Source organism: Myxococcus sp. MH1 (assembly GCF_059738865.1).
Genome location: NZ_AP026947.1, coordinates 1428876 through 1453991, shown reverse-complemented (window position 1 = coordinate 1453991; position 25116 = coordinate 1428876). Strand labels below are relative to the sequence as shown.

Sequence of the window (25116 nt, the reverse complement as noted above, 5' to 3'; positions counted from 1 at the left end):
GCGGGCGTCTCAGGCCCTCCCCGTACCCGTGAGCGCGGGGACCTCGCTCGGGGCCTCCGTCATCTCCGGCACGGGACGACCGAGCGCCTCCGCGTAGAGCTTCAGGCTGCGCGTCGCCATCACGTCGTGCCGCAGCTCCGCCTCCGCGCGCTCCCTGGCCCCACGGCCCAGCCGCTCCGCCAGCCCCGGCTCCTCCACGAGCCGCCTCGCCGCACGCGCCAGCGCGTCCGCGTCCCCCACCGGCACCGTCAGGCCCGTCTCCTCGTGGCGGCTCACCCACGCGACGCCCGAGTGCGGAATCGCCGTGTTCAACACCGGCAGGCCGCTGGCCATCGCCTCCGCCTGCGACAGGCCATAGGCCTCGCTGCGCGCGTTGCTCGGGAACCAGAGCGCGGTGGCGGCGCGATAGGCCCCCATCAGCGAGGCCGGCGGCAGATAGCCCGCCCACGTCACGCGGGACTCCACGCCGAGCGCCTTCGCCCGGGCGCGGCCCTCCGCCTCCAGCGGCCCCACGCCCACCACCACCAGCCGCCCCGGCGCCTTCGCCAGGGCCTCCAGCGCGGTGAACAGTCCCTTGTAGTAGACGAGCCGCCCCACCATCAGCCACAGCGGCGTCCCCGCGAAGTCCTGACGCCAGCGCGCCTCGGCGGCGAGCACCTCCGCGGACGGCCGCAGGTACGGCTCCACGTCGATGCCGAGCGGCAACGCCCGCACCTTGCTCCGGAACAGCTTCAGCAGCGAGGAGCCCTCGATGTACGCCTCGCTGTCCGAGAAGATTCGCAGCGCGCGCGTGTAGAGCAGGAGCTCCAGCGGCCGGAACAGCGCGCCCGCGACCTTCTGCCGGATGACGTCGCTGTGGTGCGTGACGAACACGGCCGGCAGCCGGGGCATCATGTCCAGCGCCAGCAGCATCGTCGGGTTCGGCGCGTGCAGGTGCACCACATCCACGCCCTGGGCGAGCATCCGCCGCAGCGTCCCGGGCAGCTCCGGCAGCACGTCCATGCGCGCCACCGACGCGCGCCGCCCCAGCCTCACCACCCGCACCAGCCCGTCCCACTCCTCGAGCGTGGGGCTCTTCCCGTGGAACTCGTGGCTGGTGTTCCCCGAGTCGCGCGAGTGGTTGGCGCACAGCACCTCCACCCGCGCACCCTGCGCCGCCTGCGCGCGCGCCAGCGTCTGGACATGGCTCTCGATGCCGCCGGACGCCGGCGGATAGAACTTGCCCAGGTGCAACACCCGGAGGCCCGCTCCCGTCAGCGTGCCGCTCACGACTGCGCCACCCGGTCCTTGGGGTCCTCGGCGTACTGCCCGTAGCCCTGGTAGGCGATGTACGTGCCGCCATAGCCCGGGGCCTTGAGGTCCACGTCGTTGAGGACGGCGCCGTACATGCGCGCCTGCACGTCCGCCAGCGAGCGCAGCGCGCGCTGCGCCGAGTCCCGGTTCGTCTTGCCCGCCTTGAGCACCAGCACCACGCCGTCACACTGCGTGGCCAGCACCGCCGCGTCCGCCACCGCGTTGAGCGGCGGGCTGTCCAACAGGACGCGGTCGAACTTCCCCGCCACCAGCTTGAGCAGGTCCGCGAACGCGCGCGTGTGCAGCAGCTCCGCCGGGTTCGGCGGCAAGGGGCCACACGGGAGCAGGAAGAGCCCGGGGACCTCGGTGCTCTTCACCGCGGCCTCCAGCGTCCCCTCGCCCACCACCAGCGAGGAGATGCCCAGGTCGTTCGGCACGCCGAAGGCCCGGTGCAGCCGGGGCCTGCGCATGTCCGTGTCCAGCAGCAGCACCCGGTTGCCGCTCTGGGCCATGGCCACGCCCAGGCTGATGGTCGTGGTGGACTTGCCCTCCTGCGGCCCGCTGGACGTGACGACCAGCGTCTTGAAGGGCGTGTCCGGCGACATGAAGAGCAGGTTGGTGCGGATGGCCCGACAGCATTCGGCCACCGACGACTTGGGCTCGCGGTGCACGAAGAGGTCGCGGTCCTTGGGCGGACGGTTGCCCTCGATGCGCGGCATCACGCCCAGGAAGGCCAGCCCCAGCCGCCCCTCCACGTCCTCCTGCGAGGCCACCGTGTTCGCCAGGAGGTCCAAGAGCAGCGCCACGCCCAGCCCCGTCAAGAGGCCGAGCACCACGCCCACCATCAGGTTGCGCTTCACGTGGGGCTTGACCGGCGCGAACTGCGGACGCGCCGGGTCCAGCACGCGCACGTTGCTGGTGCGAAGCAGGCCCGACAGCTCGATGTCCTTGAGCCGCTTGAGCACCAGCTCGTACAGGCGCTGGTTGTTGTCCGACTCGCGCTTGAGCCGGTCGTACTCGATGGACTTCTTGTTCACCTGGAAGGCCTCGGCCTTGGCCTCGTCGAGCAGCTTCACCAGGTTCTTGCGCTGCGCCTCCGCCTCCGACAGCTCCGTCTCCGCCAGGCGCACCACGTTGCGCAGGCTCTTGAGGAAGTCGGCTTGAATCACCGCGAGCTTGCCCTGGCACTCCAGGAGCTTGGGGTGCTCGGGCAGGTAGCGCTCGGCCAGCTCCGCGCACGCGACGCGCGCGTCGGTGTAGCTCTTGCGCAAGTCCTGGATGGGCCCGTCCTTCGCGCCCGGCAGCGCCTCCGCCCACGTCTCGTCGTCGGGGGACGCCTTGCGCAGCTTCTGGATGGCCTCCACGCGCGCCTGCAGCGCGGCGATGCGCGTGCTCACCTGGGTGAGGTTCAGGTTGTAGCTGTTGATGCGGTCGCTGACGATGCTCATCCGCGACTCGAGCGACGTGGACAGCATGTCCGCGTCCTTCTTGAAGTCGTAGACGGCCAGCTCGCTCGCCTTGGACGTGTTCTCCAGGTCCTCCAGCCGGCTCTCCAGCCAGCTGCGCGCGTCGTCCGTCATGCGCAGCTTGAGCGCCAGGTTCTCCGCCATGTACGCGTTGGCGACCTCGTTGGCGAGCAGCGCCGCGCGCGCCGCGTCCAGGTCATCCACCGCGATGTTCATCACCCGCGAGTCCTTGGCGGGCAACACCCGGATGCGCGACTGGAGCAGCCCCACCGCGTCCGCGCCCTGCATCGCCTGCACGCGCGTCTTCTCATCCGAGATGTGCGCGACGCCCAGGTAGCTGGCGTCCGTGGACAGGCCCAGCTTGTCCACCACGCGGCTGGCCACCGCGCGCGAGGTGATGATCTCGCTCTGGGTGGCGTAGTACTCCTTGTTGAACCAGTAGTTGCTGCGCTCCTCGCCCATCACCTCCTTGACCTCGCCGTCGAGGAAGCGCGGCGCCGTCACGTCGATGATGAGGGAGGTGCTGGCGGAGAAGACCTTGGGCTGGCGCAGCGTGTAGACGGCCGACAGCGCCGCCACCACCACCGCCACGCCGAGCACGACCCACTTGCGCCGCCACAGCGCCCGCGCGCGGAGCATCAACCCCGCGGACGTCGGGCCGCCGGTGCCACCGGCCGGGTCGAACACCGTTCCATCCACGTCTCGTCTCTCCTGGAGCCCTGGGGCGCCGCGCGGTGCGGCGGCACCCGGCACCCGCCGGCCCCGACCTTCACCCACACCCATGGAAATCACCGTCGAGCGTGCCGCGTCCGCCCCGGGTTGTCCATCGTTCCGCCGCCGCCTGGAAGCCCCCCATCCCACCCTTCTTCGAGGCGGGGCCGCGCGCATCCGGGGCGCCTGTGCTAGTGAGCCCGACGTGAGCTTCCAGCATTCGGTCATCATCCCCTTCGACCCCTCCACCGCGGATGCCGCCGCCCGCTTCGCCCGGGAGCTGTCGGGCCGCGCCGAGGTTGTCCTCGCCGGCGCCGGACGGCCCGACGTGGCGTCGAGCCCCAGCCTGCGGGTGCTGGACGTGCAGGGAGGCAAGGGCGCGGCCATCCGGGCGGCGCTCGCGCACGTGACGAGCCCGGTGACGGTGCTCCAGGACCCGGACGCCGCCTACGCCGCGGACGCCTACGAGGCCCTGATGGGGCCCCTGCGCGACGACACCGCGGACGCCGTGTTCGGCCACCGCGCCGCGACGGGGCTGTCGCCCGAGCTGTGGGCCGAGCGCGCGATGGGACAGGTCACCCGCTTCGTCACCGACGTGGCGGTGACGGACCCGCTCAGCGGCGTGCGCGCGTTCCGCACGGAGGCGCTGCGCTCCGTCACCCTCACCAGCGACGACGACGCGGTGGACGCGGAGCTGGTGGTGAAGCTGGCCGCGCAGCTGTACCGGCTCACCGAGGTCTCCCTGCCTCCGCTGCAGGCGGTGCCGCGCCGTCCGCGCGCCGCGCGCCTGTCCCAGCTGCGCACCCTGATGCGCTACGCCACCGTGCGCGACGACGCGGACAACCAGCACGAGGGCTACACCACGCTGGAGCGCATGGACGGGGCCACGCACTACAACCAGTGGCTGGGCCGCCGCTTCCGTGAGCACCTGGGCCGCCGCGTGCTGGAGATCGGCGCGGGCATCGGCACGATTACCCGCGAGCTGGAGTCCGGCGCGGAGCTGCTCATCGCGCTGGAGGTGGACCGCTTCTACGTGGACCGGCTCAAGAACCTCTTCCGCGGCCGTCCGCACGTGCGCCCGTATCTGTCGGACGTGGCGCTGGCGGATTGGGAGTCACTGAAGAAGGAGCAGCTGGACACCATCGTGCTGTCCAACGTGCTCGAGCACATCCCGGATGACGGCTCGGCGGTGCGCCGCTTCCGGCAGATCCTGGCGCCCGGGGGCCGCGTGCTCATCCTGGTGCCGGCGCTGGAGCAGCTCTTCGGCAGCATCGACGAGGCGGTGGGGCACTACCGTCGCTACACGCCCGCCACGCTGCGCGCGGTGCTGGAGGAGAACGGGTTCGAGGTGGAGAAGCTGGAGTGGATGAACCTGGTGGGCATGCCCGGCTGGTTCGTCAACAGCCGCCTGTTCCGCCGCCGCTCGGTGCCCAAGCTCCAGCTCAAGCTCTACGACACGCTGGCCCCGCTGTTCGCCCGCGCCGAGGCCCACGTGAAGCTGCCGGTGGGCATGAGCCTCTTCGCCGTGGCCCGCGTCACCGGTGGCGAGGCGTGAGCGGGCCGTGCCGCCCGCGCCCGGAGGACCCGGCGCCGTGAGCCCGGCCGACCCCGGCACCGCGGGAGCGCAGCGCGACGAGACGGTCTCTGGCGCGACGGCGACGAGCCCCGGCGCCGAGGTGTCAGCGACCGCGACGCCCCCCGCCCCCATCGCGGCCTCGCGGGGTGCTCCGCGCTGGGTCTGGGCCAGCCTCGCGGCGCTGTACCTCCTGCTGTTCCCCTACCACCCGAAGCTGCGCTCGCCCAACGAGCTGTGCCGGCTGTGGCAGACCATCTCGCTGGTGGACCACGGCACGCTCGTCATCAACGAGGTGCTGCGCGAGCGCGGCTACGTGGGTGACCTGTCCGTGAAGGACGGGAAGTACTACCCCAGCAAGGCCCCGCTGCTGTCGTTCGCCGCCACGCCCCTCTACGCGGCGCTGCGCGCGGTGGCCCGCCCGGGCCCGGTGCCGGAAGTGCCACTGGTCTTCTTCTCGCGCCTGTTCCTCACGGTGCTGCCCACGCTGTGGATGCTGTGGCTGGTGCGACGGTATCTGCGCGAGCACCTGTCACCGCTCGTCTCGGACGCGCTCACGGTGACGTATGGCCTGGGCTCGCTGGCGTTCAGCTATTCGTTGCTGTTCATGAGCCACCAGACGGTGGCGGTGCTCCTCTTCGCGGGCTTCTATGCGCTGTGGCGCTGCGCTCGCGGCGACTGGCGGGAGCGGGGCTACGTGCTCGCGGGCGTGTGCGCGGGCGCCACCGTGGCGGCGGAGTACACCGGCGCGCTCGGCATGCTGGGGCTGGTGCTGTACGGCGTGCTCACCTTCCTGCTCCAGGAGGCCCCCGCGCGCGAGCGCTGGAAGGGCCTGGGGCGCGCCGCGGGGCTCGCCACGCTGGGGGCGCTGCCCTTCGTGGTGGCGCTGATGCTGTATCACCAGGCCGCCTTCGGCCACCCGCTGACGAGCGGCTACAAGCACCTCAACGACGCGGGCTATCAGCCGTGGCACCTGGGCGGCTTCCTGGGCATCCGCACGCCGGACCCGCGCGCCTTCACCCTGTCGCTCGTCTCGCCGCTGCGGGGGTTGTTCACCCTGGCGCCCTTCCTGCTCCTGGCCATCCCTGGCGTGTCGCGGCTGACGTTCCGGCGCGGCGCGAGCGCCGAGGCCCGCGCCACCGCGTGGATGACGGCGGCGCTCGTCGCCGGCTACCTCTACTTCACGTCGTCGTTCTCCTACGACTCCTGGGGATGGACGACGGGCCCTCGTCACCTGACCGGGCTGGTGCCCTTCCTGCTGCTGCCCGCGGGGCTCTGGCTTGCGCGACTGCGCGCCGCGCCCCGTCCGGTGGCCCTGGGGCTCGCCGCCATGCTGTGCGGGGCGGCCATCCTCACCACGGGGCTGGCCACCTTCGTCAATTACATCCCAGACGATGTCTCCAACGTGCTGGGAGGGCTGACGCTCCCGCTGTTGTCCGACGGCTACTTCCCGCCCTCGGTGCTCTCCTTCCTGGGGCTCCCCCAGCCCGCGGCCGGCGGGGTGTTGCTCGCCGTGCTCATCGCCGTGACGTGCTGGGTCTTCCTGTCCCTGGCCACGCCTCCGGGGCGGCGCGCGCCGGGCGTGGGGGCCTGCGGCGCCGGGGTGGCCACGCTGCTCGTGCTGGCCACCCTGCACCACGCCTCCACCGAGCACGACACCGCGGACCAGAACGCCACGCGCTTCCTGGAGTCAGTGTGGCTCGCACCTCCCCAAAGTCGCGTGTCCTTCTGGCCCCTCCCGGGTCGCTGAGACTTCATACATTTTCGGATTCATCGCGAATTCGATGAATCACAAACACATTCCAAGACACGCCTGACACCTCGCAAGTTTTGCGAGGCTCGCAAAAGCTTGTCAGTGTCGGACTTCACCCAGGGTGCGACCCAAGACCCTGGAAGCATTGAAGTCCGGAAGCCCGCAGCGGCGGGTCCGGGGATTGCTCATCACTCCGGCTGCTCTCGTTCCTCCGTTCATCGGCAAGGAGCCGCTGGTGTCGCGTCCCTCATGCACCCGTCGTCCGTCTGGAATCCGCCCACCTGCCCCGCGGGGCATGGCGCTGTTGATGGCCATCGGCATCATCGCGTTCATCGCCGCGGCCGTCGTCGTGTCCCTGCGCAAGGTGGCCGCGGAGAGCGCGCTGCAGGCGCAGGAGCGCAGGAAGCGCGAGGCCCACTTCGCCGCGGAGGCGGGGCTGGCGGAGGCGCGCGAGCTCACGCGGGTGCTGCGTGAGGAAGGAAACACCAACTTCAACAAGGTCATCGAGAAGTTGAGCAAGCAGTACAACGGGCAGGCTCCTGCCAATGGCTACGTCCAGGGTGAGCCAGGACTGCCCAGCGGTCCTCCCAATGGGAACGTGTTCCCCTGGTACGAGGCCATCCCCTGGACGCCCTATACCCTCGCGGCGGCGTCCTCTGGGACGGCCGTCGACTCGGACGTCACCACCGCCTTCCTGGAGATGAACGGCGCGGCCGGCCGCCGCATCCTGGACTTCCCCGCCCAGGAGCGCGTCCTCTACCGGGTCTTCCTCGTCGACGACAACGACACCGACGACCGGACCGTGGACTCCAACAACCGCGTCTGGCTCGTCTCCGTGGGTGAGGTCCGGGGCCGCGACGGCACCCAACCCCAGCGCGTCATCATCCGGGCCCTCATCACCAGCGGCGCGGTCCCTGGCGGCGCCTGCAGCACCGAAGACACCAACGGCGCCGCCAACAACGGCGAGTGCTGACCTCCTGTCTGTCCTTTCCCGCACCCCACCCCAGGACTCCCCATGCCGTACGCACGACCTCTGCTCATCGCCGCGCTGGCGCTCGTCACCGCGCTCCCGGCGCTCGCCCAACAGGACGGAGGAACCCCCTCCGTCTCCTACAACCCCTGCATCGACGAGACGGGCAAGGACAAGCAGCCGCCCTTCACCGCCGATGCCGGCTACCCCACCGCTGTCATCCTCACGCCCGACAACAAGCTGCGCCTCAACACCAACCGCAGCATCCTGGACCCCGAACGCATCATCCTGCCCTTCGACCAGGAGTTGGAGGCGCTCCTCGTCCATGACCAGGCCGGCGGCGGCGCCTCCAACACGCTGGGCTGGTTCTATTACGACGACCTCATCGCCGGCGGGTACATCGACCCGAAGGACGTGGACAACCCCAACGACGACGTCCTGCTCGACAAGAACGGCAACGGCGTGCCGGACTTCCACGAGCATCTCTACAACCTCGACCCGCAGACCTATATCGGCGACGGGCCCCGCTGCGGAAACCAAGCGAAGACCTTCCAACACAAGCGCGCCGACAACACCACGGTGACGTTGCGCGAACCGGACCTGCTCACCGGCCCCTGCAACGCCGCCAGCACCTACAGCGCCACGGCGGGACCGCGCCGCTGGCAGGACGCCTATGGCACCAAGCCCAGCGGCGGCGTGGTGGGCGCCCGGGTGATGGACCACCCCGCGGGTGTGTTGAACGGCGAAGACAACATGCAGACCAACCCCACGAACGTCGACAGCTACTTCAGCGACCGGGGGCTCTTCCCACACATCCCCAACCTGCTCGAGCCCAGGTCCCAGGAGAATGGCAACCGGGGCATCGGGCACCTCGTCTTCCTCGCCACGGACGACGATGACAACCACTGCCCCACGGGCAACATCTCCGGCGATTCACCCACCTCGGAGTGCTTCCAGCCGCGCATGGCATGGCGCGAGGTCAACGGCGTGCGCACCGCCGTGGGGCCCGTCTGGGACAGCCGCCTGGCCACGGGACAGGATGGTCTGCCCGACTACAAGGCCAGCGCCTTCGATGACCGGGGCGTGCTCATCCCCGGCAGGAATCCCCTCGATGCCCCCAACGAGGAGGACCGCCGCAAGAAGATGGGCGTCATCCAGGGACAGCGGGAGATCGTCTTCTTCCTCGTCACGTACGTGGAGCAGATCTACGACGGCACCGACACCTGCTTCATCACCAAGATGACGACCTGGCCCGCGTCCCAGGGCGGCGGCGCGCGGCTGCAGTGCGACCTGTGGGGCCACGGTGACATCAACGTCTTCTTCACCAAGACACTGCTCAACCTGGACCTGCATCAGACGAAGGACGACATCGTCACCGTGAAGGAGCTGCGCAACGGCTGGCTCGACGGCGTCGCCTATGACCGCCTGCGCTCCCCCACCTACGGCCAGGTCCGCTTCAACACGAACCAGAACCAGGAGGTCAAATCCTACTTCCGGCGGGCCGCGCACACGCTGGTGGGCGCGCCCGTGGACAACCCCCGCGTCTGGATTCTCGGGTGGGAGGACCAGAACTCCGGCGGCAACCGGACCTACGACGACACCGTCATCCTCATCAACAAGCAGAACAACGGCATCTACAAGTCGGACCTGGTGTCGAGCATCCCGCTCGATGTCGCCCAGGACTACACCATCACCTCCGTCGAGATGACCATCGACGACCAGCCCTACTACCGGTTCAACAACCAGACCAGTGACTGCCAGCCGCCAGCGCCCAACCCGATACCCGACGGCTACGTGCAGCCCAAGCCGCAAATCACCTATCAGGTGTCGCTGGACTGCAAGGTGTGCGTGGACCGGTGCAACACGACCGACCCAGACTTCCAGCTCAACCCCGCGCCCCATTGGGTGACGATGCCCTTCCCGGACGCCACGGCCAATCCGGGGACTCGGGTGAACATCACCCGGACGGTGAACGACTTCCTGGAGCAGGGCTTCACCGGCTCGCAGCTGTGCTGGCGCGCGGTCTTCGAGAGCCCCGGCGAGTCGTGCCAGCCCACCATCGCCAACGTGAACATCTCCTACAAGGCGCAGAAGGCGGGCCAGTACGGCCGCGCCGCGAGCCTGGGCGTGGCCAACACCGTCATCCTCGGGGTGTCGGAGACGCCGGGGCGGACCTGGTACACGCCCGAGCCCTGGTACGAGCAGTCCTCCGGCAACCCGCTCTATCCCTCCAAGCGCGTCTACGACCAGCGACTGGACGTGGCCGAGCGGGGCCACGTCTACCTGCGGCGACTGTACGAACCGGACCAGCCCAACCGCGCCAACACGGAGGCGGACGACTGGAACCAGTGGGACGGAGGCGAGCAGCTCAACCGCCTGATTCGCACGGCCTCGCCCAATGACCGCCAGCTCTTCACCAGCGCCCCCGCGACGACGCCCACCTCGCGCGTCACGGTGGCCTCCCAGGCCGGACAGGACGACAACAACAGCCCCCTGTTCCCCACCGTCGCCAACACCAACGACGAGGCTCGCAACTACTGCGCATCCACCCTGGGCCGCCGGTATGACCTGAACCAGGATGGCCTGTGCGACAAGCTGGACCGAAACGCCCTGCGCAACTGGCTGTACGGGTGGGAGGACAACAGCCTCGCCTCCGGCCCCGTCACCCGGCGCACCTGGCCCATGGGCGGCATCAACCTGTCCACGGCGGCCATCGTCGGCCCCGCCAGCGAGCCCACCTGGGTGAAGCGGGCGTCGCTCAGCGAGCAGGCGGCGTACCGCAGCAACAGCTTCATCGGCAACACGGTGATGAAGACCCGTGGCGCGGCGGCCTTCATCGGCAGCACCTCGGGCTTCCTGCACGCCCTGTCGCTCGGTGAGCTGCGCGCCGGAGATGACTCCTGCACGTCCTTCCGGGACTTCCGAGGGTACTTCGCCCACGACTCGGGCTGCTCCGCGGGCCGCGAGTATGGCACGGGCGGCGAACTGTACGCCTACATACCCGGCAAGCTGCTGCGCTTCTTCGCGGAGAACTACGTGCGCGGCAACGACAAGGCGAAGCGCGCCTCCGTGGACGCGTCTCCGGCCGTGACGGTGGTGGACCTGCGCTCGGGCAACGAGTACCAGCCCGACACCGGCCACAACCCCGCCACGGGCACCCAGTGGCGCTTGAGCACCCAGCCCAACGAGCGCACCGACGCGAAGACGGTGCTCGTCAGCCCCACCGGCCCCCAGCAGAGCGTCTTCTTCGCGCTGGACGTCACGCGTCCCACGGAGACCGCGGCCAACTACCCCGGCGTCCTCTGGGAACTGGACGTCCAGAGAGATCGCTTCAACACCTCGGGAGACCCGTGCACCAGCACCAGCAGCACCTGCAAGCTCCTGGAGGAGCACTTCTCCCTGCGCCCCGACACCAGCGGTTCGCGGCACAACCCGCTCCTGGTGCGCATGGACTTCGGCACGCGCGGAGGCAAGAAGTGGGTGGCGGCGTTCGCGTCCGACTACTCACCCAGGAACGCGGGCGGCCGCGCCACGCTGTATCTCATCGACGTGAAGACGGGGCTGCCCATCCAGGTGGCCCATGCCGGGCAGACCGCGCTCAAGCGGAAGCTGGCGGGCGTGGTGGTGCTGGGTGACGAGGGCGAGGGCGTCGGTGGCGCGCCCGTGGCCATCGACGTGGACGGCGACAGCAACTACGACGTCGTCTACGTCCCCACGACGAAGGCCCGCGTGTTCCGCGTCAACCTGCGTGACGTCGACGCGACCCGCCCCATGGGGTCGGTCGTCCCATCGTGCATCATCGCCGACGCACGCAACGACCGGGACCCCGCGACCAATCAGGTGATCGACGACGCGGCGAAGCAGGGCCTCTATTCGCAGATAGCGGTGAGCCAGGAGCGCTCCGGCTCCGGCACCTCCGTGCGCATCTACATGGGCACCGGCAACAACCCGGACCTGGACAACGAGGACGTGGACCGAGACCCGCGTCCCCGCTACCACGTGATGGCCTTCGTCGACGCAAACCCGCTGGCCTCCGGGTGCTCGGGGCGGAGCGTCGCCTGGGTGCAGAAGCTCGGACCCAGGCAGGTGGTCTGGGGCGGCGTCTCCGTGGACGAAGACGGCGTCGTCCACACGGCCACCGCCGTGGGCACCTCCGCCAACCAGTGCAGCCTCGACGCCGACGAGAGCGGCCGGGTCTACGCCTTCAACGGGAGCAACGGCGCGCCCCAGCCCTCGAGCGACGCCAGCCTGGAGGGACACAGCCTCACCCAGCCGCTCATCTTCGACAAGAAGGTCGTCATCCAGACCAACAACGGCTTCAAGCTCATGAACAACGGCTCGGATGTCTTCAACAACGAGACAGGCAACGGCCAGGGGAGCACGGCGCGCACGCTCATCTGGGACGTGAAGACCACCGGCAACATCCAGGGGGTGGTCCCATGAGGGCCCTTCGTCGCGCTCACCGGGGGGCCACGCTGCTGGAGGCAATGGCCACCATGGTGGTGGTGGTGTTCGGCATCCTCGGCATCGCGCTCGCGGTGCTCGCCGCCGCGAAGCAGAACCGCCGCAACCTCATCCAGGCCCAGGCGGGCCTCATCGCGGAGCAGGAGCTGGAGCGCATCACCGCGATGAGGTGTGTCACCCCCGCGCCCGGCCGCCCCTGCCAGAACATCGAGGCGCTGGACCGGGACCGGCATGAGGTGTGGTGGAGCGCCAACGGCACGCCGCGCTACCTGGCGCCCGCCGCGGGCGAGCCCGTGCGGATGAAGTACGACGTCGCGGTGGACGTGGACCCGCCCATGGAGGGCGAAGAGGCGGGGACGCCCGTGCTGGCCCGCGACCTCATCCCTGGCGTCAGGCTGCCCAACGTCGTCAACGTGCGTGTCACCGTGAGCTGGCAGGACCCGGACAAGGTCCTGCGCGCGGTGGCCCTGCAGACCCGGATGACGCCATGAGCCGCGCGCCCCACACTCGTGGCTTCAGCCTCATCGAGCTGATGATGGCCAGCACCATCGCGCTGGTGGTCATCGCCGGCGCGGTGTCCGCGGGCACCTATCTCCAGCGGCGCGGCTTCCTTGAGGAGCGCACCATGGAGACGCAGAACGCCGCCCGCGCGGCGCGGGACTTGTTCACCCCCTCGCTCCAGCGCGCTGGAGAGGGCTTCGGCAGCTCACCGCTCTACCTGGGCGGAGCCCCCGGGGAGCTGCGCTACGCCATCAACGTGACCAGCGCGGCGGGCGCCTCCGCCGGATACGTGCCGCCCAGTGGCGCCTACGCGACCCTCCGCTCGGATGTGCTGGAGATCTTCGAGGCGGACAGCGCGCGCTCCTTGAGGATGAGGGGCTGCGCCGGCGGCAATACGGACGCCCGCCTGACGGCCACCACGCAGGTATGCCTGGTGGTGGCCGCGCCCCCCGGCACCGACGCGGGCATCCCCACGGGGAGCGCGCTCGTCGCGGCGGATCCGTCTGCCCGAGGCGCATGCGTGGGAGTGGCACAGGCCCAGCGCAACCTCCTCGTCCTTCCCGACACCGAGGCCAAGAACATCGCCTGGCTCCCTGGAGCCCCTGGGGCCACGGCGTTCGACGTCAACAGCTACTGCACCGCCACGGCGGGGAACAGCGCGCCGCTGTGGCTGGTCGGCAACGACGACGACGCGATGCTCATGCCGGTGACCTCGCGCATCTACCGCGTCAACTGGCGCCAGGGGCGGCCCGCCCTGGAGCTGGACCCGGACGGCTCGCTGGGCCCCGAGGAGTTCCGGGTGCTGTCGGAGGAGATTGAACAGCTCCGTGTCCGCCTGGGGGTCGCCACGCTGGAGAACCCGAGCGACCCGCTGCGCTACTTCCCGGACCCGGACACCGAGCGTCCGCCCATCGACCAGTGCACCAACACCCGGTGCTGGGGCCTCATCCCCGGCGACGCGGGCACCATGGGCGCGCTGGACCACGGACCGGGCAGCGCGCGGGACGAGCTGATGCGACGCGTGCGCGTGGTGGAGCTGCTCATCACCGCGCGCTCCGCGCGGCCGGACCGGGAGGCCGCGCGCGGGTCGCCCGACGCGGGGACGCTCCCCGACGACGACGAGGGCAACCCCGACGACGGCTACAAGCGACGCCACTTCCTCATCCGCGTGACGCCGCGCAACTTCGGCTACGCCGGGGGCTGACACCACCATGCAAGTCACACGACGACGACACGGCATGACGTTGATCGAGCTGATGGTCGCGCTCGGTATCCTCGGCTTGCTCACGGCCCTGGCCACCACGGGCTACCAGGCGCTCACGCGCAACCAACGCGCCGGCGCCGCCTCGCGCTCCATCCTCCTGGCCGCGCAGGAGGCCCGGCAGCAGGCCCGGAGCACGCGGCAGGCGGTGCGGCTCATGCGCACCACCACGGTGGAGAACGGCGTCAGCCAGCCCGCCCTGCGCTGGGAGAAGCCCGACTGCGCGCCCGGGGACACCTGGGGCTCCCAGTGCCCCCGGACCGAGTGCCTCACCGCCGCGTGCGGCACGTCCGGCTGCACCTGCGCGCAGGTGGGGGACGCGTTCGCGGTGTCCCCCGAGCTGGACGTCTCCAGCCTGCACGGCCTGTGCTGGCTCGGAGAGACCGCGCGCCCCGTCGCTGCGCGGGGCGCCACCATGTGCGACCCGGACGGGACGGCGCCGGTGACGGGCTCGCTGCGCATCCTGCGCAAGCGCGGGCCTCAGGACCCGGCCGTGCCGGACCGCGTGCTCCAGGTGGACGCACTCACCGGGAACCCGACCTTGATGGACTGCGAGCTTCAGCCCACCGCCGCCGGGTGCACTCCCTGAAGCCAGCGTTCCGTGTCACAGTCAGGGCCTCCCAAGGAGGCAGTGACGATGATGAAGCGGTTCGCCCTGATGATGAGCCTGTGTCTGGCCCCCGCCGCCCACGCGGCCGACGACGTCGTCGAGGTGTGGAAGGCCAAGTGCAAGTCCTGTCACGGCGACACCGGCAAGGCGGACACGAAGATGGGCAAGAAGGAGTCCATCACCGACATGAGCCAGCCTGCCTGGCAGGCGGCCCAGTCCGACGCGGACATCCGCGTGGCCATCGCCGACGGCTCGCCGCGCAACACGAAGATGAAGGCCTTCAAGGACAAGCTCACCGCCGCGCAGATCGACGCGCTGGTGGGATACATCCGCACCATGAAGGCCAAATAGGGACGGGCCTCGGGGCTGAATAACCGTTTCGGGCTCGCGTCTTGCCGAGAAGAGAAACGGAGCCCCCTCATGAAGACCCTTTCGACCCTCTTCGTTTTCTGCCTGGCCCTCGCGGGCGTCTTCACCTCCGTGCAGGCCCACGCGCTGAGCACCCCGCGCATCGAGCCGGGACTCTCCCGGCCCGAGCCTCTGTCCCTGCGCCCCGATGACGGCAAGGACAAGGGCGACGGGAAGGACAAGGACAAGGACAAGGGCGAAGAGGACGAGGAGGACTACCGCTACCGCGGCCTCCGCGGGGCGGCGGCGCTGGAGCTGGTGGACCCGGGCGCGCTCAACGACATGCTGCGCCTGCGCGCCGCGGCGCGCTACGCCCGGTACTGACCGACACCACCGCGCGTCTGGGCCTCGTCCCTCAGGCCCAGCGCGTCTGGGCCTCGTCCTGGGACTGGGCCACCCGGGGCAGCGTCACCGCGAAGCACGTGCCCGCCTCCTGCGAGGACGCGACGTCCACCCACCCACCGTGGGCGGTGACGATCTGCGACACGATGTAGAGCCCCAGCCCCAGCCCGTGGCGATGCGGCCTGGGCATGCCCGGCTCGGGCGTGCCGCGGTGGAAGGGCGCGAACAGGCGCGGGCGCAGCGACTCCGGAATCGGCGGCCCCACGTTGTGCACCTCCACCCGCTGGAAGAGCGGCTCGCTCGCCGCCAGCCGCACGCGCACGGACGTGCCCGCGGGGCTGTGCTGCAGGGCGTTGCCCACCAGGTTGGAGAGCACCTGCCCCAGCCGCTCCTCGTCCCAGACGCCGCGCGAGTCCCCCACCACCTCCAGGTCCACGCGCTGGTCCGGATGGGCCGGCTCCAGCTCGGAGATGATGCGCCGGCACACCGACTCCATGCACACCTCGCGCGGACGCAACGGGATTCCGCCCGCCATGCGCGCGCGGGTGAAGTCGAGCAGCTGTTTCACCAGCCGCGCCATGCGCTCGGCGCTCCCGTCGATGCGCGTCGCCACCCGCCGCACCTCCGGCGTCAGCGTCGGCTGGGCGAGCAGCGCCGCCGCGGACAGGCGCACCGCCGCCAGCGGGTTGCCCAGATCGTGTCCCAGCACGCCGATGAAGCGCTCCTGGAAGCGCGCCTCCTCGTCCCGCTCCAGCTCCTGGCGGCGCCGCGCGGTGACGTCCCGGCTGATGCCGAACAGGCCGTAGACGGTGCCGTCGCCCCGGCGCAGCACGCCCTTGGTCGTCTGCCAGATGCGGTCGCTGCCCGGGCCGCCCTCGGAGTCCTCGTACGTGGCGGTGACGCCCGACTCCATCACCGCGCGGTCGTGCGCCAGCGTGGGCCCGGCGATGTCCTGGCCCAGGAGCTCCAGGTCCGTGCGCCCCAGGATGTCCTGCGGCGCCCGGTTGAAGGCGCGCGCCGTGGCCGGGTTGATGAGCACGTAGCGCGCGTCCACGTCCTTCACGTAGATGGCGTCGGTGGCGCTCTCGATGACCGCGTGCAGCAGGTCATGGTCTCTTCGCAGCGTCTCCTCGGCGGCCATCCGCTCGGTCAAATCCTCCAGGAAGACGACGACGCCGTCCTCCCACGGGGACACGCGGGCGAGCAGCCACACCGGCCCCACGGAGGACTGGCGCGAGACGCGGATGATTTCCGGCTCGCGCCGCACGGCCACCCGGACACACGCGGCGAAGAGGCCACATTCGCCCACCCACGCGGCCTCCTCGAGCAGGCGCTGGCGCACCAGGGAGCGCTCCTCGCGCCCCAACCAGCGCTCCGCGTGCACGTTCGCGGAGACGCATTCGAAGTCCAGGATGCCCTGCTCAGCGGAACGGACGCTGCGCAGCACCACCACGGCTTCGGAGGGGGGCGCGCCCGCCCCGCTCATCACCCTGTTCCAACGGCCGGATTGCATGGCTGGCGTGTGGCACCCCCCAGCGATGCCTTGAGGAAGAGTAGGCCCTGCCCCAGGCATGCGGCCAACCCAGCCCCGGTACGGCTGATTCGTGGCGGACACAGCACTCCGGGCCGCGTCGGCTCCGACACACGACAGGCGACGCGCTCTGTCGTTGACCTGTCAGGGGCGCGCCCCTAATTACCCCGGGGCCCTCAGGGGTCCACTCATGGACAGTCCTTACACACAGAGGTTGGATGGCGAGGCGGCGCGGGACGGTGGCGTGCCTCTCGTGGCCGCGGACACCTTCTCCCGGCTGCTCGGGGAGCTGCGCGCAGGCCAGCGCACACGCACCCAGGGCCTGAAGGGCGCGGCCCGGGGCCACGTGCTCGCCCGGCTGCATCGCGAGGCGAAGGCGCCGCTGGTGTGCGTGGCGGCGGACGAGGAGGCGGCCGACAGCCTGGCCTCCGACCTGGCCTTCTTCCTGGGCGGAACGGGCACGCTGCGAGAGCCGGGGGTGCTGCGGCTGCCCGCGGACGAGGTGCTCCCCTACGACGAGCTGTCCCCGGACGCGGCCGTCGTCACCGAGCGCATCGGCGCGCTGTACCACCTGGCGCGGGGCACGCGCTTCCCGGTGCTGGTGCTGTCCCTGCGCGCGCTGTACCGCCGCATGCTGCGCCCGGACGTCATGGCCCGGCTCACGGACCGGGTGACGGTGGGCCAGGAGTACGACCGCGACGCGCTGGCGCGGAAGCTCTCGCGCATGGGCTACCAGAACAGCCCCATGGTGGAGGACGTGGGGACGTTCTCCGTGCGCGGAGGGCTGCTCGACGTCTTCAGCCCGCTCTACGACACGCCGGTGCGCCTGGAGTTCTTCGGTGACACCATCGACTCCATCCGCGCCTTCGACCCGGAGTCGCAGCGCACGGTGGACGCGCTGAAGGAAGTGGACCTGGTGCCCGCGCGGGAGCTCCTGCTCACCGAGGACACCCGCCCCCGCGCGGAGGCCGCCGCGCGCGCCGTCGCCGACCGCATCAACCTGCCCACCATCCAGCTGCGCGAGCGGCTGGACGCGCTGCGCGAGGGCCTGCCCGGCTTCGGGCTGGAGGGGCTGCTCCCCGGGCTGTTCGAGGGTGGGCTGGCCACGGTGTTCGACTTCCTGCGCGCGTGGAGCCCCGAGGGGCCCGTCTTCTACCTGGACGATCCGCTGGAGCTGTCGCGCGCGGCGGACGCGCTGTGGGAGGAGCTGGAGCGCACCTTCGCCCAGGCCGAGGAGCGCAAGGACCTGGTGTGCCCGCCAGCCGAGCACTTCCTGTCGCGCGACGCGGTGGAGCAGCAGCTGTCCGCCTATCGCGTCGTCGAGGGCGGTGGGCTGTCGCTGACGCAGTCGGAGAAGCCGCCGGTGTTGTTCCAGTTCGGCGGCACGCAGGACCTGCGGGAGGCCATCCTCGCGCACCATGGCGAGGAGGGCGCGCTGCAACCGCTGGTCGAGCGGCTGCAGCGCTGGCGCGACTCGCGCGTGGCGTGCGCGGTGGCGTGCGGCACGCTGAGCCAGGCGGACCGGCTCAAGCGGCTCTTGCTCGACCGCAACGTCATGGTGAAGGTGCACACCGAGCCCATGAAGGACGCGTCGGCGCTGTACGAGCCGTCCGTCTGGGCGCACCTCTTCACGGGCGAGGTGAGCCAGGGCTTCGTGGACGGCGGGGGCGGGCTGGCGCTCCTGTCGGACGAGGAGATCTTCGGCGTCCGCGCGCGTCGGCGCGTCAAGCGCGGCAAGAAGCTGGACGCGTTCGCCGCGGGCTTCAAGGACCTGAAGGAAGGCGACCTCATCGTCCACACCGACTTCGGCATCGGCCGCTACTCGGGCCTGACGAAGATGCAGGTGAACGGCGTGCCCGGGGACTTCCTCGTCCTGGAGTACGCGGGCCGGGACAAAATCTACCTGCCGGTGGGCCGCATGCGGCTCATCCAGAAGTTCACCGGAGGCAACCCGGAGACGGTCCAGCTCGACAAGCTGGGCACGACGAGCTGGGAGAAGACGAAGAAGCGCGTCAAGGAGCAGCTGCTCAAGATGGCGGCGGAGCTCCTGCAAATCGCCGCCTCGCGCCGCGCGCACCCGGGACACGCCTTCAGCGCGCCTGACCGCTACTTCGCCCAGTTCGAGGCGGACTTCGAGTTCGAGGAGACGCCGGACCAGGCCAAGGCGATTGAGGACGTGCTCTCCGACATGCAGAAGCCGGAGCCCATGGACCGGCTGGTCTGCGGCGACGTGGGCTACGGCAAGACGGAGGTCGCCATGCGCGCGGCCTTCAAGGCGACTCTGGACCGCAAGCAGGTGGCGGTGCTGGTGCCCACCACCGTGCTGGCGCAGCAGCACTTCCTCTCCTTCAAGAAGCGCTTCAAGGACTACCCCGTCACGGTGGAGGTCATCTCCGGCCTGAAGAAGCCGCCGGAGGTGCGCGAAATCCTCAAGCGCGCCAAGGAGGGCAAGGTCGACATCCTCATCGGCACGCACAAGCTGTTGGGCGGCGAGGTGGCCTTCAAGGATTTGGGGCTGATGATCGTCGACGAGGAGCAGCGCTTCGGCGTGAAGCAGAAGGAGTCGCTGAAGAAGTGGCGCTCCCAGATCGACGTGCTGACGCTGACGGCGACGCCCATCCCCCGCACGCTGCACATGAGCATGTCGGGCGTGCGCGACATGAGCATCATCGCCACGCCGCCGCAGGACCGGCGCGCCATCCGCACCTTCGTGATGAAGTACGACCCGCAGGTGGTGAAGGAGGCGATTGAGCGCGAGATTGCCCGCGGCGGTCAGGTGTTCTTCGTGCACAACCGCGTCGAGTCGCTGCCCTCCATGGAGCAGCAGCTGCGCGAGCTGGTGCCTCAGCTGTCCATCGGCGTGGCGCACGGCCAGATGGGCGAGGGGCAGCTCGAGAAGGTCATGCTGGAGTTCACCGAGCGCAAGCACCAGGTGCTGCTGTGCACGGCCATCATCGAGAGCGGCATCGACATCTCCAGCGCCAACACGATGATTGTCAATCGGGCGGACCAGTTCGGTCTGGCGCAGCTCTACCAGCTGCGAGGTCGCGTGGGCCGCTCCAAGGAGCGCGCGTACGCGTACCTGCTGGTGCCCACGCGCCGGGCGGTGACGCGCGACGCGCAGCGCCGGCTGGAGGTGCTCCAGAACTTCACCGAGCTGGGCGCGGGCTTCTCCATCGCCAGTCACGACCTGGAGATTCGCGGCGCGGGCAACCTGCTGGGCGAGAAGCAGTCCGGCGCCATCGCCGAGATTGGCTTCGACATGTACGCGCAGCTCCTGGAGGAGGCCGTCGCGGAGCTGCAGGGCCAGCCGCCCAAGGTGCAGATTGAACCGGACGTCACGCTGCCCATGCCCGCGCTCATCCCGGACGACTACGTGGCGGACGTGCACCAGCGGCTCGTCTTCTACAAGCGCTTCAGCCAGGCCAGCCACCCGGACGAGGTCACGGACCTGCGCGCGGAGCTGGTGGACCGCTACGGCGAGGCCCCGGACGAGGTGGACCACCTGTCCGAGCTGACGCTGCTGAAGATCGACATGCGCGACCTCCGGCTGCGCGGCCTGGAGGTGGGGCCGCAGCGGCTGGTGGTGACGCTGGGCGCGGACGCGCTGCTCGACGGACCGAAGGTCGCGGGGCTGGTGCAGCGCTCGAAGGGATACTACCGCCTCACGCCGGACATGAAGCTCATCGCCCGCGTGGCGCAGGGCACCCAGGGGCACGACCTCATCGCCGAGGCGCGCAAGGTGCTCCGAGACCTGGACCACTGCTCGCTGCCGAGGAACTGAACGCGAAGAGGCTCGGGACACGAAGTCCCGAGCCTCCTGGATTCATCTCGCGGAGCCGACTACGGCGTGCCGTCGCTGTTGCCGCCGCGCTTGAACAGCTTGCCCAGCGCGACGAACAGCATCACCACGCCGGCGATGACGACCTTCTTGCCGGCCAGCAGCACGGCGAGCAGGCCCTTGAAGAGCCCCGCCTTGGCGGCGACCTTGCCCGCCACCAGGCCCGCGACGCCGTACGCGGCGACGCGGCCGGTGCTGGGGTCGAAGTCCTCGTAGCGGTGGCCCTGCTGGAACTCGGTGAAGGCCAGCACCTGCTTCATGTCCGTCTCCACCTGGGGCAGCGCCACCATGCTGGAGACGGCGTTGAGGACCAGCACGCCCTCCTTGCCCAGCACGCGGACGGCGTAGTTCAGCGTGTGCTCCTTGGAGCCACCGAAGGCCAGCTCCTGCGCCCAATACAGCTTGCGCGTGCTGGCGTCGTAGTGCGGGGTGGCGGCCCAGCCGACCAGGTCCACGGCCTCGAAGCCCGCGCGGGTGCGCTCCTTGTTCTCCTCGCGCGTGCCCTCCTGCATCTCCTCGAGCAGCTCCGCGTAGTCGATGCTGGCCGCGTCCTTGTCCTCCACGTGGCCGTCATCGTCGTACTGGATGACGACGCCCCAGCCCTCCGGCGCGTCCACGCTCACGTCCGAGGGGACCAGCATGCCCAGCGTCTTCGTGCCCGGAGGATTGCCCCACACCTCCACGAGCACCTTCTCCGCGTCCTCGGGCGACAGGTAGCCGAAGTTGGAGGGGACGTTCATCTTCGCCAGGCCGTTGCCCAGCACCACCACGCCGGTGCGCGGGTGCAGCTCGGGCAATGCCGGGGCCGCCACCTCCGCCGCCTCGGCGGCCTCCTGCTGCTCGGGGGCCCGGGCCCACGCGCTCACTCCCACCAGCAACACCACCGCGAACAACCCACGTCGACACTGCATTGAGCTCCCCCTCCAGGGATTCCAGACACAATCGGCCGGAGGGACGTGAAGCCTCAGCGAGGCTGACGATGCCGCGCGCGGCTCGACGCACAGGCGCGGCGGGCCTCCCGGGCCGAAAGGCGCGGCAACCTAGCGGCGCGTCGGAGCACGCGTCAAATCAGCGCCGGTGCGGGGGACAGACTCAGGCAGCTTCGGTTTTCGCGACAACCACGGGACGCACGAGAAAGTCGCGCGCGGTCGTGACGGCGCGTGTGTCCTGGAGCACCTGACCGGGCGTGTTGCCGTGGCCGATGAGCGCGCCGCGCCAGTGCATCTCCATGTAGTCCGCGCTGAGCTGGAGGCTCTGGAGCAGGGGCTGGGCGACGGCGTCGTCCTCCTCGGACGAGTGGGAGGTCACCAGCGAGAGCACCTTGCCGCGCATGCGCTCGCGGAAGCGCAGCTCGGTGATTCTCAACCAGTGGGACCAGTGCTCCAGATAGGACACCGCGTTGGCGGGCAGGCCATACCAGTAGACCGGCGCCACGAAGACGAGCTCGTCGGCGGACACCGTGCGCTGGGCGAGGTCCCACAGCTCGGGACTCAAGGGCTGCGTGTAGCCGCCGGGTGAGTGCCGCAGGTCCTTGAAGACCTCCCCTCGGTAGCGCTCCAGGTTCACCCACTCCGCCACCGTGCCGGGCGATAGGGACTCCGCGGCCCTGCGGGCGAGCTGCTCCGCGTTGCCGTTCTCACGGGCACTGGAGAGCAGGAAGAGGAGTCGACGGGAGTGCATGACGGAGGTCCAGGAGAAGGAGCGACCGGGCCTTCATAACGAAGGCGGTCGCTCCTCGCACGGGCCCCAGGCTCACTTGCCGCAGAAGTGCGCGACGGCGCGGGCCAGCACGGCCTCGCAGCGAATCAGGTCCTCGATGGGGACATGCTCGCCCGTCTGGTGGGCCACGCGGATGTCGCCGGGGCCGAACACCACGGCCTCCGCGCCCAGCTCCGTCATCTGCGGCGCCTCCGTGCCGAAGGGCACCGTGGTGGACGCGTTGCCGCTGGCCTCGGCCAGGAAGCGCACCACCTCCGCGTCCGCGCGCGTGTTCACACCCCGGTCCGTGCGCAGCACGCGGATGCGCGCCTCGTACGCGGGCTCGTCGCGCACCAGCTCCTGGCGGATGGACTCCAGCAGCTCGGACACGCGCTCGGTGGGCTGCCCTGGAATCGGCCGCCACTCCACCGTGAAGCGGCACGAGCCCGGCAGGATGTTCTTCGCCTTGCCACCCTGGATGACGCCCACGTTCACCGTGGTGAAGGGCGGCTGGAAGCCCTCGTCGAGCTCCTCGCGCAACACCGTGGTGGCCAGCTGCTCCAGTCGGTTGAGGAAGCGGCCCGCGCGGAAGATGGCCGACGCGCCCGTGTCCGGATACGCGCTGTGCCCTTCCTTGCCGAGCACCTCCACCTCCGCCAGGCAGTAGCCCTTGTTCGCGCGCACTGGCGTGAGCTTGGTGGGCTCACCGACGATGGCGTGCCGCGCGCGGCCCAGCCCCGCGGCCACCAGCTTCTTCGCGCCGATGAGGCCAATCTCCTCGTCCGCGGTGAGCACCACCATCAGCGGCGCGGAGAGCTTCTCGGCCCGCTCGGCGGCGTGCAGCGCGCACGCGATGAAGCCCTTCGTGTCACAGGCGCCGCGCGCGTAGAGCTTGCCGTCCTTCTCCGTCAGCTTCAGCGCGTCCGTCCACGCCGCGTCATACGGCACGCAGTCGGAGTGCCCCACCAGCGCGAGCGTCGCCCGGCCCGTGCCGCCCTTCACCGCGACCAGGTTCACCTTCTCCACGCCCGCGTCGTCCGTGTAGCGCTGACGCTCCGCGCTGAACCCGGCCTTCTCCAGCCGCGCCTGCGCATAGTCGATGAGCGGGGCGTTGGGGCGCGCGGACGTGGTGTCCATCGCCACCAGCTCCGCCAGGGTGGCCCGCAGCGCGGGCAGCGTGTCGCTCATGAAGACTTCCTCCGTCGTGGCGTCATGCCATCGCCCGGCATCAGGCGCCAGCCCCCGTCAGCGATACAGCGAATGCGCGAGCGTCTGGAAGGCGCGTCCACTCTCCTCCGCCAGCGGATGCACGCCGTCCCGAACCACCAGCCGCCCGGCCACCGCCACCTCGCGCACCGCCGCCTTCTCCGCGCCCAGGACGATGGAGACGAGCAGCGACTCCGGCCCCGCGCCCACGAGCGACGGATGGCCCAGGTCCACCGTGAAGAAGTCCGCCAGCGCACCCGGCGTCAGCGCCCCCGTGGACAGCCCCAGACAGCGCGCGCCCTCCAAGGTGGCCATGTCCAGCAGCCGCGCGCCCAGGCCGGAGACCTGTCCACCTCCCGGGTCCAGGACCGAGCGCCGCAGCCGGGAGAGTCGCAGGTGCCCCTCGAGCTGACGGGCCTCGTCCAGCAGGTCCACGTGCGCCTGGCTGTCGGAGCCCAGGCTGATGTGCGCTCCCGCCTTCACCAGCGCGTCCGCGGGGACGATGCCGTCCCCCAGGTTGCGCTCCGTGGAGGGACACGCGCACACCGTCGCGCCAGCGGCGCCCAGCATGGACACCTCTTCGTCCGTCAGGTGCACGCCGTGCACGGCGGTGAAGCCCGCCCCCAACAGCCCCAGGTCCGACAGCAGCTCCACGGGCCGGCGGCCGTACTCCGCGAGGCTCGCTTCAATCTCCTTGGGCTGCTCGGCGACGTGCATGTGCACGGGGAAGCCTCGCGCCTTGGCGACGGCGGACAGCCAGCCCTTCGGCACCGCGCGCACGCTGTGGGGCGCGAGCCCCACGCTCACCGCCGCGTCCCCCTTCACCTCGCTCGCGAGCGACTCCGCCGACGCGAGGAACGTGTCCACGTCCGGGTCGATGAAGCGCCGCTGCCGGGGATTGGGTGCCACCTGGAAGCCCGCGCGCGCATAGCCCACGCGGAGCAGACAGATGCGCAGGCCCGCGTCCCGCGCGGCGCGGATGACGGCCTTGGCCAGCACGTTCCGGTCCGCGTACGGGGTGCCGTCCTGCTGGTGGTGGATGTAGTGGAACTCGCCCACGGTGGTGATGCCGGCGAGCGCCATCTCCACGAAGACCTGACGGGAGGCCACGTAGACGTCGTCGGGCCCCAGGGACTCGGCGGCGCGATACATGGCCTCGCGCCAGCTCCAGAAGTCATCCGCCTCGTGCCCGGCGACCACGTACTCGGTGCGCCCGCGGATGAGCCGCTGGAACGCGTGGGAGTGGCCATTGACGAGCCCCGGCAACAACGCGCGGCCTCGCAGCCGCACGACGCTCGCCCCGGCGGGCACGGCGGTCGAATCGAGGATACGGCCATCGGCGCCCACGGCCAGGGCGCCCCCTTCGATGAGCCGGCCTCCCACGTACAGGAAGTCCGGCTGGTAGACAGTGATGTCGCTCACCCCGCCGAGCGTACGTCAGCGGACCGGGCCACGCAGCAGCCGTGACGCGGTCCGCCCGCGTCGCTG

At 70.5% G+C, this 25116-nt stretch carries 17 protein-coding genes; 10 read left to right on the top strand and 7 right to left on the bottom strand.

Annotated features, from left to right (window positions below):
- Positions 1-9: 9 nt before the first annotated feature.
- Positions 10-1269, bottom strand: a complete 1260-nt coding sequence (locus tag AC6JA9_RS05950; RefSeq protein ID WP_223783477.1) for a glycosyltransferase — start codon at positions 1267-1269, stop codon at positions 10-12.
- Positions 1266-3458 (bottom strand): GumC family protein, encoded by a 2193-nt coding sequence (locus tag AC6JA9_RS05945; protein ID WP_497959239.1) that lies wholly within the window; start codon positions 3456-3458, stop codon positions 1266-1268. The genes AC6JA9_RS05950 and AC6JA9_RS05945 overlap by 4 nt, the downstream gene beginning before the upstream one ends.
- A gap of 217 nt (positions 3459-3675) precedes the next feature.
- Between AC6JA9_RS05945 and AC6JA9_RS05940 the strand changes: the two genes are divergently transcribed.
- From AC6JA9_RS05940 to AC6JA9_RS05900, 9 genes are all read left to right on the top strand, one after another.
- The gene (locus AC6JA9_RS05940) at positions 3676-5025 is read left to right on the top strand and encodes a methyltransferase domain-containing protein (protein ID WP_497959238.1); all 1350 of its coding nucleotides are present in this window, start codon (positions 3676-3678) and stop codon (positions 5023-5025) included.
- A gap of 121 nt (positions 5026-5146) precedes the next feature.
- Complete coding sequence (locus AC6JA9_RS05935) at positions 5147-6793, top strand: hypothetical protein (protein WP_223783615.1); 1647 nt, start codon at positions 5147-5149, stop codon at positions 6791-6793.
- Positions 6794-7031: 238 nt separating this feature from the next.
- Positions 7032-7769: a hypothetical protein gene (locus AC6JA9_RS05930; RefSeq protein ID WP_267697964.1), complete on the top strand. Its 738-nt coding sequence runs from the start codon at positions 7032-7034 to the stop codon at positions 7767-7769.
- A 42-nt stretch (positions 7770-7811) separates the two neighbouring features.
- A complete protein-coding gene (locus AC6JA9_RS05925; RefSeq protein WP_483577063.1) occupies positions 7812-12209 on the top strand; it encodes a pilus assembly protein in 4398 nt (1465 codons plus the stop codon).
- Entirely contained in the window at positions 12206-12721 is a 516-nt protein-coding gene (locus tag AC6JA9_RS05920; RefSeq protein WP_223783482.1) for a type IV pilus modification PilV family protein, read from the top strand. Before AC6JA9_RS05925 ends, AC6JA9_RS05920 begins: the two co-directional genes overlap by 4 nt.
- A complete protein-coding gene (locus AC6JA9_RS05915; protein WP_223783483.1) occupies positions 12718-13935 on the top strand; it encodes a PilW family protein in 1218 nt (405 codons plus the stop codon). The genes AC6JA9_RS05920 and AC6JA9_RS05915 overlap by 4 nt, the downstream gene beginning before the upstream one ends.
- A 7-nt stretch (positions 13936-13942) precedes the next feature.
- Entirely contained in the window at positions 13943-14581 is a 639-nt protein-coding gene (locus tag AC6JA9_RS05910) for a prepilin-type N-terminal cleavage/methylation domain-containing protein (RefSeq protein WP_497959237.1), read from the top strand.
- Between the two features lie 48 nt (positions 14582-14629).
- Positions 14630-14953 (top strand): c-type cytochrome, encoded by a 324-nt coding sequence (locus AC6JA9_RS05905; RefSeq protein ID WP_046711179.1) that lies wholly within the window; start codon positions 14630-14632, stop codon positions 14951-14953.
- 69 nt (positions 14954-15022) lie between these two features.
- On the top strand, positions 15023-15334 hold the full coding sequence (locus AC6JA9_RS05900) for a hypothetical protein (RefSeq protein WP_223746107.1): 312 nt from the start codon (positions 15023-15025) through the stop codon (positions 15332-15334).
- A 31-nt stretch (positions 15335-15365) separates the two neighbouring features.
- Here AC6JA9_RS05900 and AC6JA9_RS05895 read toward each other — a convergent pair whose 3' ends face one another.
- Positions 15366-16838 carry a PAS domain-containing sensor histidine kinase gene (locus AC6JA9_RS05895; RefSeq protein ID WP_223746106.1) on the bottom strand — a complete coding sequence of 491 codons (1473 nt, stop codon included), beginning with the start codon at positions 16836-16838 and terminating at the stop codon, positions 15366-15368.
- 235 nt (positions 16839-17073) lie between these two features.
- Between AC6JA9_RS05895 and mfd the strand changes: the two genes are divergently transcribed.
- Positions 17074-20667, top strand: coding sequence for a transcription-repair coupling factor (gene mfd / locus AC6JA9_RS05890; RefSeq protein WP_497959236.1), 3594 nt, complete (start codon positions 17074-17076; stop codon positions 20665-20667).
- A gap of 59 nt (positions 20668-20726) precedes the next feature.
- On the opposite strand, the gene AC6JA9_RS05885 is transcribed toward mfd, so the two are convergent.
- From AC6JA9_RS05885 to hutF, 4 genes are all read right to left on the bottom strand, one after another.
- Positions 20727-21635: a DUF2167 domain-containing protein gene (locus AC6JA9_RS05885; protein ID WP_426748036.1), complete on the bottom strand. Its 909-nt coding sequence runs from the start codon at positions 21633-21635 to the stop codon at positions 20727-20729.
- A gap of 181 nt (positions 21636-21816) precedes the next feature.
- Complete coding sequence (locus tag AC6JA9_RS05880) at positions 21817-22404, bottom strand: flavodoxin family protein (RefSeq protein ID WP_497959235.1); 588 nt, start codon at positions 22402-22404, stop codon at positions 21817-21819.
- A 72-nt stretch (positions 22405-22476) separates the two neighbouring features.
- Positions 22477-23610 (bottom strand): acetylornithine deacetylase, encoded by a 1134-nt coding sequence (gene argE / locus AC6JA9_RS05875; RefSeq protein ID WP_497959234.1) that lies wholly within the window; start codon positions 23608-23610, stop codon positions 22477-22479.
- Between the two features lie 57 nt (positions 23611-23667).
- The gene (hutF, locus tag AC6JA9_RS05870) at positions 23668-25050 is read right to left on the bottom strand and encodes a formimidoylglutamate deiminase (RefSeq protein WP_223783488.1); all 1383 of its coding nucleotides are present in this window, start codon (positions 25048-25050) and stop codon (positions 23668-23670) included.
- Positions 25051-25116 lie beyond the last annotated feature (66 nt).